Genomic DNA, 20,017 nt, shown 5'->3' with positions numbered 1-20,017 from the left:
GCGAAGCTCGTTCGACTAGTCCAGACTTTGACGCTAGCGTGATGACCATGGCATCACCGAACCGGTTATCATCGGCGCGCCGAGTGTCCGGCGGCGGCACAGGAACGCGATCATCGCACTCTACGCAGTCCTCACAGTCCACGCAGTCCTCACGGTCCACACGGTCCACACAGTCCCGAAGGCCATCATCGACGCCACCGCATAGAAAACCACACGACAACGGCCGCCGTGCCTCCCGGTCACGTGGACGTCACAACGGCAAGCCACGACGCTCCATCAGACGTATCATCCTCATTAGTCTGCTCTCCATCGCGGGATTCATCCTCGCCGGCGGAACGGCGGCGTTCTCCTACCTGTATCTGACCACGGACATCCCCCAGCCAGAGAAAATCGCGATGGCTGAGAAAACAACGGTCTACTATTCCGATAGCACCACCGCCATCGGATCCTTTGGAGACCAGAACCGGGAGATCATCTCCTGCTCATCGCTCCCATCCTATGTGGGCAACGCCGTCGTCGCCTCGGAGAACAGAAGCTTCTACACGGACAACGGCATCGATCTGAAAGGCATCGCCCGCGCAGCCCTCAGCAACATCACCACCGGATCCCGGCAGGGCGGATCGACCATCACACAGCAGTACGCCGAACGGTATTATCTCGGCGAGACCACATCCTACGTCGGCAAGCTCCGCGAAGCCGTCCTCGCCCTGAAGATCTCGCGCACGCAGGACAAAAGCACCGTGCTGTGCAACTACCTCAACACCATCTATTTTGGCCGGGGCGCATACGGCATCCAGGCCGCCGCCCAGACGTACTTCAATGAGGATGCGAAGAACCTCACCGTCTCCCAGGCCGCCCTTCTTGCCGGCATCATTCCCGCTCCAAGCAGCTGGGATCCGGCGGTTAACGCGAAGCAGGCCAAGGCGCGGCAGAAACGCGTGCTGCGGATCATGGCGGAGGACGGGTACATCACGGCCAAACAGCGGGAATCGGCCACCATGCCCGCCACTGCCAAGGTTCGCCAGAACAATGACTATGCGGGAACAAACGGCTATCTTCTTCAGATGGTCAGGGACGAGCTGACATCGAACAAGGCCTTCACCACAGATGAGCTGGACACTGGAGGGTACCGGATCGTCACCAGCATCGACAAGACACGACAGGCGCTTATGGTGCAGACGGCAAGCCCCACCAAGGGAGGAAAGGGAATAGTCCCGGACGGTCTGCAGGTGGGAGGGATATCGGTGAATCCCACCAACGGCGCGATCATCGCCGTGTACGCCGGTGACGACCATCTCACCAAGCCTCTGAACAACGCCACGCAGGCTTTGTACGAACCGGGATCGACGATGAAGCCCTTCGCGCTCATCGGAGCCATCCAGGCCGGGGTGAGCCTCGACACCAAGTTCAATGGCAACTCCCCCCGGACATATACCGGCATCTCCGAACCGGTATCCAATTACGGCAATATCGGCTACGGCGCAATCGACCTGTACCATGCGACGGCCTATTCGGTGAACACCGTGTACATGGAGCTCCAACAAAAGTTGGGCATCGCCAAGGTGGCCAGCATCGCCGTCGCGGCGGGGATGAGCTCCTCACGTATCACGGGAAAGAACCCCTTCACGGTTCTGGGAAACGACGGAGTCCATCTCACCGACGTCGCCCGGGCCTATTCCACCATCGCCAACCAGGGCAAGCGCAGCACTCTGCACATAGTGCAAAGCGTGACCTCAAGCAACGCGAAGACCGTCCTATACACGGGGCCCACATCCACTACGAGAGTGCTTGACAGCACGTCGACGGAACTCGCCACAAAAGCCATGCGCAGTGTCGTCACATACGGATACAGCAAAGAGGCGCGTGCGGTCGGAAAGACGGTCGCCGGGAAATCCGGCACGGCCAATGACGGAACCGCCGGAAGCTTCGCCGGATTCACGCCCAACATGGTCACGGTGTTCGCGATGTGGTATCCCGATTCGAAGGGCAATCCGCAGGAGATTCCGGCTTTTGACGGCTACACCGCCGCCAGCGAGTATCCCATCCACCTGTTCACGGTGTATATGAAGGCGGCCTTGGCCAACACCGCCGACGAGGCCTTCCCCAGCGTCACCGATACAGGCAAGGTCGGCGGTACGGATGGCACATGGGGAACGGGGTCCACGCAATCAACGCAGACAGCCAGTCCATCCTCCGGCTCCAGTGGCTCGACCTCCACACCGTCGCAGGGGAGCACGTCGACCAGCTCGCCAACATCGGATGCGAGCACTGCGTCCGGGTCCTCATCAGGAACCGGAGACACAACCGGATCCGGCACAAGCTCGGAATCCTCGAAGGAATCAGAGGGGAAGAAAGAGTCATCGGAGTCACTCTCGGAATCGCAGACGCCTTAACCCTGCGAGAAGGCCTTATCCTCCAGAGGAAACCTCTTCGCAAACGGCATTCCGCGGGAACCGCGCCCGGCAGTTCCCAGCCAGCCTGGAGGTCAGCCCAGAGGTCAGCCCGGAGGCCAATCCGGAGGTTCCACACCAATAGAGAAAGCCGCCAGCCGCTGAACGAAATCGGCGGCTGGCGGCTGGCGACGCGCAACTGGACGCGCGACTGATTGTCAGCGCTGAGAACGGTTGATCGCTGAAATGATGGCCTTCAGGGAGCTGGTGGTAATCGACGAATCTATGCCGACACCCCAGATGATGCTGGATTCCGGAGACTCGCCAATCTGGCATTCCACATAGGACGCGGCCATGGCGTCCGTCCCTGCTGTCATGGCATGCTCGGCGTAATCCATAACCGACACGGTGATTCCCATCCCGCTGACGGCGTTGAGGAACGCCGCGATGGGCCCGTTCCCCATGCCCGAGATCTCACGCTCAACGGGCTCACCGCCATCGACGCCACGGTCGAGAAGCCGCGCCTTGAGGACAGTGTCAGATCCATCCTCCCCTGAGGAGACGGACACCTTCAGAAGCTTGAGACGTCCCCATTGCGTGAGGCTCTCATCCCCCGTGTCTCCTACGGCCGAACCCGCAGCCGTCACGCCAGACGCCTCGATGGGAAGGTACTCGTCCTTGAACAGGCGCCAGATGTCCTCGTCCTTGACCTCGCGCTTGGTCGAGTCGGCGAAGTTCTGCACGACTTTCTCGAACTCCACCTGCAGACGCTTGGGCAGGTCAAGATTGTGGTTCGTCTTGAGCAGATAGGCCATGCCGCCCTTGCCTGACTGCGAGTTGACGCGGATGATCGCCTCGTAGCTGCGGCCGATGTCCTTGGGATCGATGGGGAGATACGGCACAAGCCAGACGAAGGAGTCCAGAGGGACACCCTGCCTTTGCGCAGCCAGCTGACGCGCCTCAAGGCCCTTCTTGATCGCATCCTGATGAGATCCGGAGAATGCCGTGAACACGAAGCTTCCGGCGTAGGGATGCCTTTCGGCGATTTTGACCTGATTGCAGTACTCAACCGTTTTGCGGATCTCCGGAACATCCGAGAAATCGATCTGCGGATCGATGCCCTGGGTGAGCATGTTCAGCCCCAGCGTGACCAGGTCGACGTTTCCGGTGCGTTCGCCATTTCCGAGAAGACATCCCTCGACTCGATCCGCCCCGGCGAGGACGGCAAGCTCCGTGGCCGCAACGGCCATTCCCTCGTCGTTGTGCGGATGCAGCGACAGCACCACAGCCTCGCGATCGCGAAGGTTGTCCGACACATACTCCACCTCGTCGGCGAAGACATTCGGAGTGGTCATCTCCACCGTCGCAGGGAGATTGATGATCATACGGTGATCCACAGTCGGTTTGATCACGTCGATGACCGCGTTGCACACCTCGACCGCGTACTCGGGTTCGGTGCCGGTGAAGGACTCCGGCGAATACTCATAGTAGATGTCGATTCCCTCGGCCTCGCCCTCGAGCTCCTTGCATAGCCGGGCGGCGTCAGTGGCAAGCTTTTTAATCCCCGCCTTGTCCTTGTGGAAGACGACCTCGCGCTGGAGCATGGACACCGAGTTGTAGAAGTGGACGACCGCCCGCCTCGCACCCCGCAGCGCCTCGTATGTCTTTCGTATCAGATGCTCGCGCGCCTGCGTGAGGACGATGATCGTCACATCGTCGGGAATCAGCTCCCGCTCAATAAGCATGCGGATGAAGTCATAATCCGTTTCGGACGCGCTGGGGAATCCAACCTCGATCTCCTTGAAGCCCATGCCGATAAGCAGGTTCCAGAAGCGCAGTTTCCTCTCGGGATCCATGGGATTGACAAGCGCCTGATTGCCATCACGCAGATCGACCGAGCACCACCGGGGCGCGCGGCGAAGCCTCTTCTCAGGCCATGTGCGCTGAGGATAGTCGAATGGCACCTGCCTGTCGTAGGCGACGTATTTGTTGTAGGGCATGGAGCTTGGACGCTGTGGCCCTCCGATGAAGCGCGGCGGAGGCAGCAGCAGGTCGTTGTTCCCTCCATTGGACGCCGCGGCAACAGCCGCAAGATCAAATACGGATGATTGATCCTGACCCATCACTCCTCCTTGTCATGTCCGGCACCCGATATCCGCATGCGATCCATGCGGACGCCCACGGGCGCATCGTCATCAAATGTCACGCCACCCCGCTGGGGGCGTAAGGAACCAGTGTAGCCAGACCACTCCGCCGAGCCATCGGCGGGTTTCGGAATCTGACCGGAAAGCCCGCCGACTCGACTGCGTGGGTCATGGTCAGACGAGGTCGGACGCGAACAGCGATGCCCCGCGGCGACCGGAGCAGTAGGCATTCCCCAACCAGGTATGACGTGAATTCGGCCACACCGCGCCCAACCGCGGCGCCCCTTGGCTCATCCAGATGCTGGGAACACGCCCGTCCGCGCTTCGGGATCCAAGAAGGTTGAAACCGTTACGGTCGACCAACCAATCCGGATGCTGCGTGGCGATCGCCAACCCCTCCTCAAGTGTGAGAGGAAGCCTGTCATCGGAGTCTATGAGTTTCCGGGCGACATCGGGCTCCCTGTTGTCGTATGCGGTTCCTGTGTGCGGATCCACAACGATATAGAACGGTCCTTCGGGGGGCTCGAAGCCATCCTGAGGAAGAAAGCTGACGATGTCGCGTGGGGGCATCGTGGTGAATCCGGCCATACGATTGATGCTGGTCCTTGCGATAAGCGATTCCGGCGACACCAGCTCGCGCGTGGGTATCAGAAGGATGTCGCCATCCAAGGGCTCGCGCTCCAACGCATCAACAATCGGCTCGGCCAACGCCACGAAGGCGTCGGCGCTCACATCGGCGACATCGGGATACCCCAACGCGACAAGACGGCTGAGCTGACGCCGTACCTCATTCGAAGCTGCTGACATAACTCCAGTATGTCACCTCACCGGTCCGCCACCGGAAGAAGGGAAACGCAACGGCTACAGGCCCATGTCCCGCGATGAGTGCCCGGAAAAGCCAGGGACGGTCCGCGTATAACTAGAGACGGTCCGCGTAATGCTTGCGGGCGATTATCTCCGCGATCTCCACGGCATTGAGGGCAGCGCCCTTGCGCAGATTGTCATTGGCAATGAAAAACGCCAAGCCCTTCTTTCCATCAACGGCCTGGTCCTGACGGATGCGACCGACAAAGCTCGGATCCTTCCCTGCGGCCAGCTGCGGAGTGGGAATGTCATCGAGTCTGACGCCCGGTGCCGAGGACAACACCTTACGGGCCATATCTGGCGTCACATCCGAATCGAACTCGGCGTTGACGCTCATACCGTGGGCGGTGAAAACACCAACACGCACACATGTGCAGGAAGCTGCCAAATTGGGCAGATGCAGAATCTTGCGGCTTTCGTTGCGCAGCTTCTGCTCCTCGTCGGTCTCCTCGGACCCATCGTCCACAAGGGAGCCGATGAACGGAACCGCGTTGAAGGCGATGGTCCGCACGACTTTCGTCGGCTTGGGGAAATCGATTGACGAGCCATCGAAGACAAGCTTGTCCGCTCCCTGATCGACGGCGGCCTTGGCCTCATTCATCAGCTGCAGCACACCCGCGCGACCCGCACCCGACACCGCCTGATAGGAGCTGACGATCAGGCGTTTGAGCCCGAAGGCGTCGGCAAGAGGCTTGAGAACAGGCATGCACGCCATGGTCGTGCAGTTGGGATTGGCCACGATACGTCCGGGGACATCATCCAGATCATCGGGATTGACCTCCGCGACGACCAGCGGGACGTCATCATGCATCCGCCACTGGGATGAGTTGTCCACCACGTACGCTCCGGCCGCGGCGAACTTCGGCGCCCACACCTTCGATGTGCCGCCACCGGCCGAGAATATGGCGATGTCAATGCCGGAGAGGTCTGCCGTGGCCACGTCCTCGACCTCTATGTCGACACCACGCCATGTCAGCACCGTTCCCGCGGAATGCGCCGACGCCAGGAAACGAAGGCTGCGAACAGGAAAGTCCCGCTCGTCGAGCACCCTGCGCATCACCATGCCCACTTGCCCCGTCGCTCCAAGAACGGCGACATCGACCCCGCGATCACTGATCTTCACCATGTCATGCTCCCATTCGTCATTGGCATTGTGCCATGCGTCCCGCCACTGTCAGGCGGTCCGCAGTCCGTCACCGGCCGGTTCCTCCGTATACGACGGCCTCGACCTTATCGGAATCCAATCCATAGGCAGTATGCAACGCCCGCACGGCCTCGTCCAGATCGTCCAGACCGACGAGCGCCGCGATGCGGATCTCGGAGGTCGAAATCATCAGAACGTTTATTCCATGCTCGCTGAGGGCCGTGAAGAACTTCGCGGCCAGACCCGAGTGGGTTTTCATGCCGACGCCCACCACTGCGACCTTGCCTACCCTCGGATTGACATCCACAGCCTGGTATCCCAACACATCACGGTTCTCCTTGAGAACCTCCTCAACGCTTCTCGAGGAGGACTCGGGCACGGTGAAGGATATGTCCACGGTGCCGGTCGATGCGCTGGCCTGCACGATCATGTCCACATTGACTCCCTCCTCGGCGAGAGCCGTGAACACCTTCGCCGCCATGCCGGGCTCATCGTGAACTGCCCGCAACGTCACAAGACATTCGCTGCGATCGTGCGCGACTCCGGAGATCACCGGTGATTCCGGTCCAAGATCCGGGAATATATCCCCCATGGACACGTTTGTCTCGGCGCCATTGCTGCGCTCTTCGCTGTCGCTGCTGTCACTCATTGCCATCCCGTCTCGGTCGGTTCTGCTGGGGTTGTTCCTGCATCGCGTACGGACGCGCGATGCCGAATTGTTTAGTCAGATTGTCTTGCCTGTATTATGCGCATCACTACTCACCGTCCATCACTCACCGTTCGCTTCGCCGCTCACTCCAAGTTGGGGAGCGTTCTGGGATCCACCCCGTCGGGGAGAACGAGCGTTCCGCTGCGGTGCGAGAACGAGCTTCTCACGTGCAGCGGCATGCGGAATCTTTGCGCGTATTCCACACACCTCAGCGCAAGGACCTTCGAGCCGCAGGACGCCATCTCAAGAATCTCGTCATAGCCGATGCATGGAATCCTTCGCGCGGTGGGAACAATCCGGGGATCCGCGGTGAAGACACCATCGACGTCGGTGTAGATCTCGCAGATGTCGGCATGGAGAGCGACGGCGAGCGCGACGGCGGAGGTGTCCGACCCTCCACGCCCCAGTGTCGTCGGATCTCCTCCCTCGTTGATTCCCTGGAATCCCGCCACGATGGCCACATGACCTGTGTCTATGGCCTTACGGACACGGTCCGGACGAACTGATTTGATATGCGCCGCCCCGAAACGCGCATCGGTCATGAATCCCGCCTGAGAGCCGGTGAATGAGGCTGCGTGGGCCCCCGCGGCGTGGATGGCCATGGCCAGCAGGCTCATGGAGATCCTCTCGCCCGCGGTCATGAGCATATCCATTTCACGGGCAGGAGGGTTCGAGTCGATGCTCATCGCCTGATCGATGAGGTCGTCAGTGGTGTCCCCCATGGCCGAGACCACAACCGCCACGTCATTCCCCGCCCTACGGGTTTCGACGATGCGTCTTGCCACGCGTTTGATGGAATCGGTGTCGGCGACCGATGAGCCACCGTACTTTTGCACGATCAGAGCCACGACAATCCCATCCTTCTGTCGACAATCGCTCCCGACTATTGCACTCGGCGGGGACGAGAATTGGTTATGCACGCGGCTTTTCCCACCATCTGGACATCCGCGCCCATCCGGGCGTCCTACGGACACCCCCATGGCACTTCCCACCCCGCGGCCCCACAACCCGCCATCCTGCCGGAACGTCAGATCCGGCGTCTTCCCTCAAGCGCACGGCCCAAGGTCACCTCGTCGGCATACTCGAGATCGCCACCGACGGGGAGCCCACTGGCCAAACGGCTCACGGTTATCCCCAATGGCGACAGAAGCCTAGCAATGTAGGACGTCGTCGCCTCACCTTCGATGTTCGGATCCAAGGCAAGTATGACCTCGGTCACGGAACCATCCCGCAACCTCTCCAACAGCCCCGCGATCGAGAGGTCCGCAGGTCCGACGCCGGCCATAGGATCTATGGCTCCACCGAGGACATGGTAGACACCGTGGAACTCGCGGGTGCGCTCAATGCTCATCACGTCCTTGGGCTCCTCGACAACGCAGATCATGGCGTGGTCCCGACGCGGATCCGCGCATATGGGGCACGGGGACGCCTCGCAGATGTTGCCACACACATCACAGAAACGCACTTTGGCCTTGACCTCAAGAATCGCGTCTGCAAGATCCTGCGCATCCTGTTCACTGGTTCCCAGTATGTGGAAAGCGATGCGCTGGGCTCCCTTGGGGCCTATTCCGGGAAGTCTGGACAATGAATCGATAAGCCTCTCAATGGACCCTCCATAGGCGAGCGCCATCATTCTCTCCCCTCGCTACCATCACCGTCCGCGGACCCCAATGGATTTCGTGGATCGTTGGCCGCGTATCTCTCCACAGTGGACACCTGGAACATCTGCGTCATCTCGTCAAGGGTCATGGTCTGTGATTCCAGCGATCGGTCCGCCAGCGAATACTCGTCATCTTGCTCCGAACCGTCAGGTCGGCCAACCGCTTGGCTTGAAGACTGACCTGCAGTCCGATCCGCAGACTGGTGGGCCACCTCCGGCGACAGTCTTCCCTCGGGGGCGTCCCCTGGAGGCGCCGACATCCAAGGGTCGCCCTCCGGACCGGCATTCTGGCCGTTGGCGTTCTTCTGGCCAGCGTCGTCCCGATTACCATTCCTACGACCATCATTCTTCCCGTCGCCCATGTGTGCACCGGGTTCCGACGAATAGCCGGAGGTGCGGGGATGCGAATCCGCGGACGGCTCTCCGTCATCAGCCATCGTCCGATCGGCCCAAACATCGACACCGCGCATGGTCTCGTCATCCCGGGAACCGACGGCATTCGACTGCATGGCCACGGTGCGGTCAGCCGGGGACGAGGCATCGACGGACGTCATAGATCCGCTCACAGGTATGGGCTCATACCAGGATGCGTCAACATCGTCGACATCGGAGAGAAAACTCGATCGCCCACGTGCTCCCGCAGCTTGGCTCTCCGACGATGCGCCTCGATGGGTGGGATCATCGTCGTCCGAGACGTTCGATGAATCTTTGCCTACGTGCGTCTCACGACTGGATTCCGAATCCCTCGCAGAGGTTCCGACGATGGATGCCGACAACTCCCCCACCGCGAGATTCGCCCGAGCCACGGCGATCCTACGTTTGACGTCGGCAAGCTTCTCGGGAGGCATGGCGCTAGCGGTCTCCACATGCTCGCCGTCCGCCGCGACAGGGGAAGGCATGATGGTGCTTCGCGGACCGAAAACCTCGCGGACCGCGCGCAGAACCGTTTTCGACGCCTTCTTCCCCTGCCCATCAACAGCCAAAGCGAAGGCATGCTGGCTGAGCGCGCAGTCGAAGGTCATAACCAGCACCTGGATGCCGTTGGCTTTGGTGGACATCGACACGCGCGGCACATGATGCCGGTCCACGTACGAGCGGACGTCGTCCGGAAGAGACGCGAGAACCGCGTCCCACATGCCGTTCAAATCCTGTTCTTTCGACGGTTCGGCATCCTTCGGCCGAATCTGAGAGGAGGCCGGATCAGGTGCGGATGCAGTCTGTGACGCGGGAGATGGCACTGGTTGCCGGGAAGGGTGCGTAGCGGCGACCGGATTCGCCGACGCCACGGACGAGGACGAGGACGGCGCGGCCGGAGCGGAGGGACCCGTCGCCGCGGAACGTGAGGATCCCACGAAACCGGCCGCCGGTGGCTCTGCACCCGAGGAGCTGTCTTCCCCTTCTCCCGACGGCTTCCGCCCTCCGGCCTGCGGCAGTGCAACTGCGCCGCCGCGGGACTCATCCCTGAGGTCCAGAAGTCTAGCGGCAAGCAGCTCAAGTCTCATTCGAGGCGACACCGCTCCGGCCATCGTGCTTAAAGTCGAATCAATGACCTCGGCCATGGATGTCAATTGGGGTAAATCCAAACATTGGGATTGACGCCTCAGATCACGAAGATCGTCGGGACCCAGATCGTCGCCCAATGACTCCTCGGCGCGCTCACCCCCCAGACGCAGCACGAGAAGATCACGCACACGGGAAAGAAGGTCATCGACAAAACGCCGGGGGTCAAATCCCGATGCCACGACCTTCTCTACCACGCCGTACAACCCCGGACCGTCTGAATCAATCACGGCGTCCACCGCCGCGCCGATAAGGGAATCGGGGGTGAATCCCATAAGTGCCGTTGCCGAATCGTACTCGATGTGGCCATCGCGAGCGCCGACCATGAGCTGATCAAGCACCGACAGGGTGTCCCTCACCGATCCTCCGCCAGCACGCATCACCATACGAAGCACACCTGAGTCGTAGGTGGTGCCCTCCGCCGCGCACACCTTTTTAAGGAAGGGCGCCATCACTTCCGGAGGCACAAGACGGAACGGATAATGGTGTGTGCGCGACCGTATCGTGCCGATAACCTTATCGGGCTCAGTCGTCGCGAAAATGAACATCACATGCTCAGGAGGCTCCTCCACGATCTTGAGAAGGGCGTTGAATCCCTGTTGCGTGACCATGTGCGCCTCGTCGAGGATGAAAATCTTATAGCGATCCCGCGCAGGGGCAAAGCCAGCCCTCTCCCTCAGGTCACGTGCGTCATCCACTCCATTGTGGCTGGCCGCGTCCACCTCGACGACATCCAGGGATCCAGGGCCTCCCGTGGCAAGATCACGGCAGCTGTCGCACTCACCGCAGGGATGCGATGTCGGCCCCTTAGCACAATTGGCACAGCGAGCGAGAATTCGGGCAGAACTGGTTTTCCCGCAACCCCGTGGACCTGAGAACAGATACGCATGCGTCAGCCGGCCCTCGTCCAGGGCACGGCTCAATGGAACCGTCACCTGATCCTGACCGATGACATCGGCGAAGACATCAGGACGATAACGTCGATACAGTGCAAGTGCCATATCATCCAACCTACCTTCCCCGTGATATCTTCACGCCGCCGACACGGAGGAAGACTTTTCGGACGCGGCGCCGCAGTCGCGGGGGCCGGCGAGCGCCACCGCTCTCGTAAGCGCCGAGGGTATGCCGGGAACAGGAATATCCGCGGTGACACGAACATCACCATCCTCGCGATGACAGTCGACCATCTCGCCCCCATAGCGCGCAACGACGGCACGCGCGGATTCACATGGCGCCGAACCCCCGAAACGCACGGACCATGCGGCGGCGACAGCACCGGTGTCAGCGGCCGCACGAGCCTCCGCGCGAGCCAAAACAATCGACGAGACGAGCATCGTAGCCGATAGCGTGACAAGCGCAGAGACGACGACCATCAACGCGAGTATGGATCCCGACCCACGCTGGCTAATCTCGTGGACTCGCTCTCGCTTCATGCGGCCACCGCCGCAAAAGCATGACGCTTGACCGTGGACGGCAGCAAGCCCCAAGGGTCCGAGGGCAGGGGACACACCACTACGATGTCATACCCCTCCTCATCCTTCGTGACATCCACCACCGCCCCGTCACCGGCGACCCGACGACCCATCCGATCCGCATCTTCGGAAGACCCCGACACCGCCACCTGCCGCGCTATAGAGGACGCCGCGTCCTGGCAACGAACCGTCGCCGTGATGGCGGGAACCATAGCAAGTGGAAGAAGAACGAGCGCCAAGGCGGCGGGGATGGCCACCGCGAACTCCGCCGTCACGGAACCACGATCCCACCACCCGCCCGACGACCCGCGAAAGGACGATCCAATGTCGGTCATGACAGCTGCAAGGCTTTCTTGATGATGTCCAGCAGAAGATTCTTGACCACATCAGATTTAAGAAGGGACACCAGCAAGGCCCCGAAGCCGGTGGCCGCCACAAGAACCACGGCGTATTCGGCGGTCACGGCCCCACGCTCCTCCCCGGACAGGAGAAGACGAAGACGCGCGTCGGCCAGAAACATCATGTTCCGCCATCGCTGCGCGAGTCCGCGCGGCCGGCCATCAAGGGTCGCAGCCTTCCCGATATGTCCTTTGCTATTACGGTTATCAACGTTCATCATCATGGTCCTTCCCGCTTAGGATTATGAAGTTTCTCTTATGCTTTTCGTTCTCGCTCTTTATGCCTTCTTGTGGCTTTGGAGGGAAGAAGAGCGGTCTCCCCGCCACAGACCATTTTTGCCGACAAAGGCCCCCCATCACATGCACCGAAAGAACTGTGGTCAAGCGTCGCCCGACAGCATGTGCATGATGGACCCAATGGCCGCATGCCTACGACGACACCACGGACACGATGGCGGGGATGACGGCAAGGCAGATGAAAGACGGAAGCATGCATAAACCCACCGGCATGAGCAGCCTGACGGAGAGACGGGATGCGGCGCTTGACGAAGCGGATCTGGCACGCAACTCGGACCGCGCAATCGCCTCATCCAATCCCGCAGCCGGCGGAGAGCCATCCACCCACGTCGATCGCAATCCCTCACGCAAAAGAGACAATCCATCCAAGTCGAACCCTTGAATCCGGGCAAGTTCCCACGCCTCGTCCCATGCGATGCCCGACCTGAGATGATCAACAACGCACATGAGGCAATCGCCTCGCGAATCATCCACAACACCGCCGACCACGTCGAGCGCGCGATGCACGGAGGCTCCACTGCGCATAAGCACCGAGACCAGTCCAATGAGCAGCGTCTCCGAGATGTGGTGCTCCCACATCGCTGGGGGCACGTCAAGCGCACCCAAACGTCTCAGAAGCATCCTTCGTGGATACATGGCCGTCGCAGCCAGAAAACCAATCGCCAAAACCACCATCATGATGACGTCCACAAGTCTCCCGAACATTGGCGCGCCGGCCGGATGCGCCCATGACCCCAACGAGGCATCGTCGCCTCCAATGCATGCGATCCGAGAAGAACACGAATCCACAGCAGCCCCGCGGTGTACATCCCCAATCCCACAACCAGACAGATCAAGCCGGCCCTGCCCGATAGAAGAAATCCCACAGCATGGATTCCCACCAACTCGGACGGTCCAATCGTCAGCATGGGCAAAACAGCAAGAAGCCGCGCGGTGGCACGCGGAACGCCAAAGGCCGACTCCATCCCATCACGCACGGCGCGACGCTCCGCCACATCGCGAAGAAGTGCGTCCAGACAGGGCGACATGGGAGTTCCCGAAAACGAACAGACTCGGATGATGGCGTCGAATCCACGTACAACATGGCCCACGTCATGAAGCCGGGATCCACCGCCGCTTCCCAGAACACCCTCAATCGCGGAGCGGGAAAACGTCGAGCGAGAAAATTCGGAGGAGTCCCTCGACGACCTCGCATGCGCATAAAGAGGAGCGGCCACATCCATGGCCCGTGCGATGGGCATGCCGGAAATCACGCGAGCCCTCACCATGGACACCAGACGCGATACCTCCTCGTCCCCATCGACGTCATCCCCCTCCACCGGAACAACGACTCCGGCCACGCGAACCGCCAAGGGCAGCGAGGCCAACCGACGACGCACTCCACGACGCACAACGAGATGAATCAGCATCCGCTTGTCCCCTCCTCGACATCGTCGGGCGCGCACGCAGGATCAGCGAAAAGGCACAACCTGCTGAACTCACCCCAGTCCGGGCCATAGCGGGGTCCCGATGCGTCCCCGGGATCCCACCACGCAACCGAATGAGACGAGAGAATCCCCGCATGGCAGCTGAGACGACCCAGTCCGCGGACACGCCTGACGCCAGAGAGACGCCCAACGTGAATGATCACGTCAAACGCCTCATGGGCCATCATCGCAACCGTCTGCGGAGACATTCCGGCCAGAAGACCAAGAGCCACCAGACGAGACGCGACCGCCTCGATTCCGTTCGCATGGATGGTTGTCATACCTCCCCGATGTCCCGAGTTCAAGGCCCTCACCAATTCCGCCATCTCGGAGCCCCTGCATTCACCCACCACAATCCTGTCCGGGCGCATCCGCAGCGAGGCCCTGACCAGATCCTCCATCCCCACCTCCCCGGCACCTTCCACGTTCGCCTTTCTGACGGCCAGAGCGACATGGTTGTCAACGCCGATGTCGCCCAGCTCCCGCACCTCCTCCACACTCACCACACGCTCCCCCGCAGCGCACTCACGCAGCAACGCGCGCATAAGGGTCGTCTTCCCCGATCCCGTCGCTCCGACGATAAGGATATTGGCCCGGCTTGCCACCATTCTCCGGAGCAGAACCGTCCATGAGTCCGGCATCATGCCTCGAGCTGCCAGATCATCAAGCCCCGGAGCCGTATTCGGCTGTATACGTATGGATACGCTCGCTCCATCTGGGACCACAGGAGCTATGACGGCATTGACCCTGATTCCATCCGACGAGGTCGCGTCGGCTATCGGACACGCATCGTCCAAGCGGCTTCCCAGCTGCGCGCACAGACCCACGGCGAACTCCCGAACCGACCTCGGAGAGCGGAAATCCGGCACCCTGGGATCCCTCTCCATTCCCAATCCCCTATCGGTCCACACCCGTCCATCGACGGTGATGGCGACGTCGGTGACCAACGAATCGGTGATAACGGGATCAAGAGGCCCGAATCTTATCCGCATCTCCGCAGACTCCTTCCTCACACTTCCGAATGAAGCCTGCGACGGACTCCACCACACCTCTCACCCGCCGATTGACATCGGACAACCCCAAACCCGTGAGGATGTTCTCACTAAGGGAACGGGATGATGGAAGAGGACCGGCGACCACCACATCGTCACCGCAGTCCAGGTAGTCTGCGGCATCAGCGATGTCAATGCCCACACGACCGGCACGTGCCATATGGGGACTGACCCCCACAAGGCACGCGGGACGTGTCCGGATGTCCCGCATAAGACCCTTCGCGCGCGCAAGCCCATGAACCGAAAGCTCGCACACCACAAGACAGCAAAGAGGGTCAACGGAGACAGACTCCAACATCTCGCACGACCGTCCCGAATCCACAAGAACGCGGGACGCTCCCGCCAGCACGGACACAACCTGAGACATATCCCGCACATCGGGACAATCACGCGACCATGAGCCAAGGGATAGAACCGAGACCCCGTCCCACGACGGGATCCTCACCGACAGCGACCTCGGATCGGGAAGGGACTCCTCCAGTCCCAAGTTCTGCCATCTGGCACCGGTCTCATGCTCAATCCCGAGCAACACATCAAGAGCGCCACCCTGACGATCCGCATCAACGAGAATCGCCCTGTCGTCCTTCGACGTCAACGACCGCGCGATCAACGCCGTCAAGGAGCTGGTTCCTATGCCGCCGGATGCCCCAACAACGACAACCAACCGCCCTGCCGACGCGCCATCCCAGTTCGCGGTGGCGCCACGCGCGCCGCGATTGGACGACCGATGCGGCGATTCCAGCAGGAGCCCGGAATTTACTTCCGTAGAGGACCGAACCGTCGAGAGGGACTTTGGTTGTTGAGAATGCATAACCTCAGCCAACATCAGGAAGCGTGCCTCCAAGCCGCTGAGAAGGCAATGTGGCCAATCGTCATCCTTCGGAGTTCATGATGACACGCACGGCCTTCGGGAGCGGGGAAGCAGGGCCGGCGGAGTCCGATGGCGACGCCACGCATAACCGGTGGTAGAAGCAACGAATAGAAGCAATAAAAAGGGGAGGCCCGCATCCCGCGGGCCTCCCTGCAAGCACCAAATCAGTGGAATCTCTGCACAACTCCTTTGTTGCGACGGTAAGTCTGTCCAATGCCCGTCCAACAGATGGTCCTCGTGACCATTAACCTTTGTGGGCTTCCACCTCTTCACTTGTGCTTGCACCTCCTATTATGCACGCTCGCGAGGCCATGACAACCCAGATCAGGCGCATGTTCCCAACTTTTGCCTTTTGTCGCATATCTCTCGTTTGCACATCATCGTTGAGCGAATATGAACATGAAACCAGACCTGGATGTTCGTTTCCGTTCGCTTCTCCTCCCCCTCGGCGTGTCGCACCAGCCACGCTGCGAGCCGCATAAATCCCCGTGACTGCGGAAGAATGTAAACACCGTCTGAATTTATGCGGGTCGGGCTCCACACTTCACCCCCGGCGACCTACAGTGAGTACATGGCACAGAATTTTGACGCACCCTCCCAGGCCCTCCTGCGCAGCCAGATCGCCGAGCACATCGCCGAGATCGACAAAACCGACCGTCGCATCTCGCCCGACGGTGAGCAGGCGCTTCCGGACGACAGGTTTTTCGACAGAGAGCTCAGCTGGCTGAAATTCAACAAGCGCGTCCTCGAGCTTGCGCAGGACGAGGATGTCCCGCTGCTCGAAAGAGCCAATTTCGCCGCGATCTTTGCGTCAAACCTTGATGAGTTCTTCATGGTCCGAGTGGCCGGGCTCAAGCGGCGCATCGATTCGGGCATAGCGGTCACCGCACCATCCGGTCTCAGTCCACGTCAGCAGATGCATGCGATAAGCGAGGAGGCCCACAGACTTCAGGAGGAGCACGCCAACTACGTCAACACCCGCATTCTCCCCGAACTCGCCGACCAACACATTGTGCTTCTGAGTTGGGATAAGCTCACCACCACAGAGCAGGAGAGGCTTTCGCGCTATTACCGCCAACAGGTGTTCCCCGTCCTCACGCCCCTGGCCGTTGACCCGGCGCACCCCTTCCCCTACATCTCGGGAAACTCCCTCAATCTGGCGGTACTGGTCGAGAACCCCAATTCCGGAAAATCGCATTTTGCCCGCGTGAAGATCCCCGGAAATCTCAACCGCCTTGTCCCGGTCGACGATCTCACCGATGAGGAGGGACGTGAAGAGCGGTATGGCTTCATCACCATGGAGAATCTCATCATCTCGCATCTGGAGACGCTTTTCCCGGGCATGATCATCAAAGAGGCCCGATCTTTCCGGCTCACCCGCAATGAGGACATCGACGTCGAGGAGGACGATGCGGAGAACCTTCTCAACGCGATGGAGAAGGAACTCCTCCGACGCCGCTTCGGGCCTCCCATCCGGCTCGAGATATCCGATTTGACCAGCCCATTCCTGTCCCAGCTTCTTGCCGGACAATTGCGGATCAGCGCGGATGAGGTCTACCGTCTTCCGCCGCCCCTGGACATGACCGTGCTGTTCGAGCTGCAGGACATCGACAGGCCCGACCTCAAATACCGGCCCTTCATCCCAACGACGAACCGTCAGATCGCGGAGGTCGAATCAAGCAGGGCACAGGACATCTTCGCGGCCATCCGCGAGCGCGACATCCTGCTCCACCACCCCTACGATTCGTTCTCCACATCAGTGCAGGCGTTCCTCTCCCAAGCGGCCGCCGACCCAAAGGTTCTGGCAATCAAACAAACGCTCTACCGCACATCCAGCAACTCACCGGTGATCGACGCGCTCATCGACGCCGCCCATGCGGGAAAGCAGGTTCTGGCCCTGGTGGAGATCAAGGCGCGTTTCGACGAGGACGCCAACATCGCCTGGGCGCGGAAGCTTGAACGCGCGGGAGTGCACGTCGTCTATGGAATCGTGGGTTTGAAAACGCACTGCAAGCTGTCACTGGTCGTCAGACAGGAGACCGATGGTCTTCGCCGGTACTGCCATGTGGGAACCGGCAACTACAACCCGAAGACCGCCCGGTCGTACACCGACCTCGGGCTTCTCACCTGCGACCCGGTTGTGGGGCAGGACCTCACGCGTCTTTTCAACCAGCTGTCCGGCTATGCGCCGAAATCAAGCTTCCACCGGCTTCTCGTCGCTCCGAGGACAGTCCGGACGGGCCTGATACAGCGCATCCGCCGCGAGGAGGCGGCGGCACGCGATGGCAAGGACGCGTGGATCCGGATCAAGGTGAACTCCATCGTCGACGAGAAGACGATTGACGCGCTGTACCGCGCCAGCCAGGCGGGCGTGAAAATCGATATCGTCGAACGTGGCATATGCGCGCTCAAACCCGAAGTTCCCGGGCTGAGCGACAATATCCGCGTGCGCTCCATTCTGGGAAGATTCCTGGAACATAGCAGAATCTACGCATTCGCCAATTCCGACGGACCACAAATCGGCGAGGGACCGTCCTCAGGGCCTGAAGTGTGGATCGGATCCGCGGACCTGATGCACCGGAACCTGGATCGACGCGTCGAGGCTCTGGTCAGGGTCACGGCGCCCGAACAGGTGGATGAGCTCGTCAACTACATCGACCTACAGATGTCAGACAGCACGGTGTCCTGGCACATGCAGGCGAACGGGGCATACGACCGTCACTCCCGCGATGAGGACGGCCGGCCGCTGGTCGACTCGCAGGAATATCTGATCCGCAAACACCAGCGCCGTCCGCACACGGCCAGTTGATTGACGGCGCCGGCGAGGAGCCGGACCATACGACACCACAGCATCGGACGTCCTGCCGAGGATTGGGGGCTCAGCACGCATGAGACGAATCATTGAAGCGGCGGGAGGAATCGTCTACCGCACCAGACCCTTGGCCGACTCGGACACGGGCGCCCCCACCACCTCCCCCCGGAACGATGGGTCCAAAGGCCAGGCGGACACCTCCGCTGAGTCCTTCGACGACATCGAGGTCTGTCTAGTGCACCGCCCCCGTTACGACGATTGGAGCTGGCCTAAGGGAAAGCTCGAACCGAACGAGTCGCACCGCCATGCGGCCGTGCGGGAGATCGAAGAGGAGTCAGGCCAACCCGTGCGCCTCGGCCCCCGTCTTGGCGAGATCGAATACCCTGTGGATTCCGAGGGACACAAAGGCAGGAAGTCTCGCGATTCCCTCAGCGACACCAAACATGTCGTGTACTGGATGGCGCAGATAATCGACGACGATTCGGCACGACGCCGCCGGCCGGCGTTCGGTCCGGTGACTCCCGCCGATGCCGCCGAAATCGACGAACGGCGATGGCTTCCAATCCGGAAAGCGCGCAAACTCCTCTCCCACTCGCAGGATCGCGACATCCTCGACGCCTTCGTCGATCGGTTGGAGGAAGCCGCTGGCGCTGCAACCCTCATCCTGGTGCGCCACGCGAAGGCGGAACCACGCAAGCAGTGGCGTGGCGTTGATGAGGATCGGCCCATCACCCCCAAAGGCGCGGCCGCGGCCTATGCACTGGTCCGTGAGCTGGCCTGCTTCGCCCCTTCCCGGCTCGTGTCCTCATCTTGGCTGCGCTGTATGCAGACGCTGGCCCCATACTCATTCCATGTCGAGATGCCAATAGGCAGGGCGGACGAGCTGACCGAGGAATCCTTCGCCCAAAATCCCGAATCTTCCTGGAATCGGCTTCTCAACGAGATGGAGGCTTGCATGAGCACAACCTCAACCACCGCCATCTGCATGCACCGCCCTGTCATCGGCTCCGTATTCGGTCATCTGCGTCCACTATGCTCCTCACGGACGCAGGCCTCCGCTCTGGTGGAATCATCCCCGTTCATGCCCACAGGAACCGCTTTGGTGATGTCCTTGGCAGCGGGACCTGACGGACCATCCATAATCGACGTTCAGAAAGTGGTTCCCCTTGTCCACTGAT

The 20,017-nt window shown here is 60.9% G+C and carries 17 protein-coding genes; 3 read left to right on the top strand and 14 right to left on the bottom strand.

Features of this window, described 5'->3' with window-relative positions; translation table 11 throughout:
* The first annotated feature begins 47 nt into the window (after positions 1-47).
* A complete protein-coding gene (locus Q1X90_RS01730; protein ID WP_300765937.1) occupies positions 48-2,393 on the top strand; it encodes a transglycosylase domain-containing protein in 2,346 nt (781 codons plus the stop codon).
* Positions 2,394-2,608: 215 nt separating this feature from the next.
* Here the strand turns inward: Q1X90_RS01730 and leuA are convergent, their stop codons facing one another.
* From leuA to Q1X90_RS01660, 14 genes are all read right to left on the bottom strand, one after another.
* Complete coding sequence (gene leuA, locus Q1X90_RS01725) at positions 2,609-4,513, bottom strand: 2-isopropylmalate synthase (RefSeq protein WP_300765936.1); 1,905 nt, start codon at positions 4,511-4,513, stop codon at positions 2,609-2,611.
* A 195-nt stretch (positions 4,514-4,708) separates the two neighbouring features.
* Complete coding sequence (locus tag Q1X90_RS01720; RefSeq protein WP_300765935.1) at positions 4,709-5,341, bottom strand: DUF5701 family protein; 633 nt, start codon at positions 5,339-5,341, stop codon at positions 4,709-4,711.
* Positions 5,342-5,453: 112 nt separating this feature from the next.
* Entirely contained in the window at positions 5,454-6,524 is a 1,071-nt protein-coding gene (locus Q1X90_RS01715) for an aspartate-semialdehyde dehydrogenase (RefSeq protein ID WP_300765934.1), read from the bottom strand.
* A gap of 67 nt (positions 6,525-6,591) precedes the next feature.
* Complete coding sequence (locus Q1X90_RS01710; protein ID WP_300765933.1) at positions 6,592-7,191, bottom strand: ACT domain-containing protein; 600 nt, start codon at positions 7,189-7,191, stop codon at positions 6,592-6,594.
* Positions 7,192-7,334: 143 nt separating this feature from the next.
* Entirely contained in the window at positions 7,335-8,099 is a 765-nt protein-coding gene (locus Q1X90_RS01705; protein WP_300765932.1) for an aspartate kinase, read from the bottom strand.
* A 179-nt stretch (positions 8,100-8,278) separates the two neighbouring features.
* Positions 8,279-8,881 carry a recombination mediator RecR gene (gene recR, locus Q1X90_RS01700; protein WP_300765949.1) on the bottom strand — a complete coding sequence of 201 codons (603 nt, stop codon included), beginning with the start codon at positions 8,879-8,881 and terminating at the stop codon, positions 8,279-8,281.
* The gene (gene dnaX / locus Q1X90_RS01695) at positions 8,881-11,472 is read right to left on the bottom strand and encodes a DNA polymerase III subunit gamma/tau (RefSeq protein ID WP_300765931.1); all 2,592 of its coding nucleotides are present in this window, start codon (positions 11,470-11,472) and stop codon (positions 8,881-8,883) included. The genes recR and dnaX overlap by 1 nt, the downstream gene beginning before the upstream one ends.
* A 30-nt stretch (positions 11,473-11,502) precedes the next feature.
* Positions 11,503-11,904 (bottom strand): Rv3654c family TadE-like protein, encoded by a 402-nt coding sequence (locus Q1X90_RS01690; protein ID WP_300765930.1) that lies wholly within the window; start codon positions 11,902-11,904, stop codon positions 11,503-11,505.
* Positions 11,901-12,278, bottom strand: coding sequence for a TadE family type IV pilus minor pilin (locus Q1X90_RS01685; protein ID WP_300765929.1), 378 nt, complete (start codon positions 12,276-12,278; stop codon positions 11,901-11,903). The genes Q1X90_RS01690 and Q1X90_RS01685 overlap by 4 nt, the downstream gene beginning before the upstream one ends.
* Positions 12,275-12,565, bottom strand: coding sequence for a DUF4244 domain-containing protein (locus Q1X90_RS01680; RefSeq protein WP_300765928.1), 291 nt, complete (start codon positions 12,563-12,565; stop codon positions 12,275-12,277). The genes Q1X90_RS01685 and Q1X90_RS01680 overlap by 4 nt, the downstream gene beginning before the upstream one ends.
* Before the next feature lie 205 nt (positions 12,566-12,770).
* Positions 12,771-13,316, bottom strand: a complete 546-nt coding sequence (locus Q1X90_RS01675; protein ID WP_300765927.1) for a type II secretion system F family protein — start codon at positions 13,314-13,316, stop codon at positions 12,771-12,773.
* On the bottom strand, positions 13,313-14,047 hold the full coding sequence (locus Q1X90_RS01670; protein ID WP_300765926.1) for a hypothetical protein: 735 nt from the start codon (positions 14,045-14,047) through the stop codon (positions 13,313-13,315). Before Q1X90_RS01670 ends, Q1X90_RS01675 begins: the two co-directional genes overlap by 4 nt.
* Positions 14,041-15,096: an ATPase, T2SS/T4P/T4SS family gene (locus Q1X90_RS01665; protein WP_300765925.1), complete on the bottom strand. Its 1,056-nt coding sequence runs from the start codon at positions 15,094-15,096 to the stop codon at positions 14,041-14,043. Before Q1X90_RS01665 ends, Q1X90_RS01670 begins: the two co-directional genes overlap by 7 nt.
* On the bottom strand, positions 15,071-15,775 hold the full coding sequence (locus Q1X90_RS01660; protein WP_300765924.1) for a hypothetical protein: 705 nt from the start codon (positions 15,773-15,775) through the stop codon (positions 15,071-15,073). Before Q1X90_RS01660 ends, Q1X90_RS01665 begins: the two co-directional genes overlap by 26 nt.
* Before the next feature lie 823 nt (positions 15,776-16,598).
* On the opposite strand from Q1X90_RS01660, the gene Q1X90_RS01655 reads away from it, so the two are divergent.
* Complete coding sequence (locus Q1X90_RS01655) at positions 16,599-18,836, top strand: RNA degradosome polyphosphate kinase (protein ID WP_300765923.1); 2,238 nt, start codon at positions 16,599-16,601, stop codon at positions 18,834-18,836.
* A 79-nt stretch (positions 18,837-18,915) separates the two neighbouring features.
* On the top strand, positions 18,916-20,016 hold the full coding sequence (locus tag Q1X90_RS01650; protein WP_300765922.1) for an NUDIX hydrolase: 1,101 nt from the start codon (positions 18,916-18,918) through the stop codon (positions 20,014-20,016).
* Position 20,017 lies beyond the last annotated feature (1 nt).

Source organism: uncultured Bifidobacterium sp., from assembly GCF_949292005.1.
GTDB lineage: Bacteria > Actinomycetota > Actinomycetes > Actinomycetales > Bifidobacteriaceae > Bifidobacterium.
The sequence above is the reverse complement of the archived record's forward strand: the minus strand, read 5'-3'. Positions and strand labels throughout refer to the sequence as shown.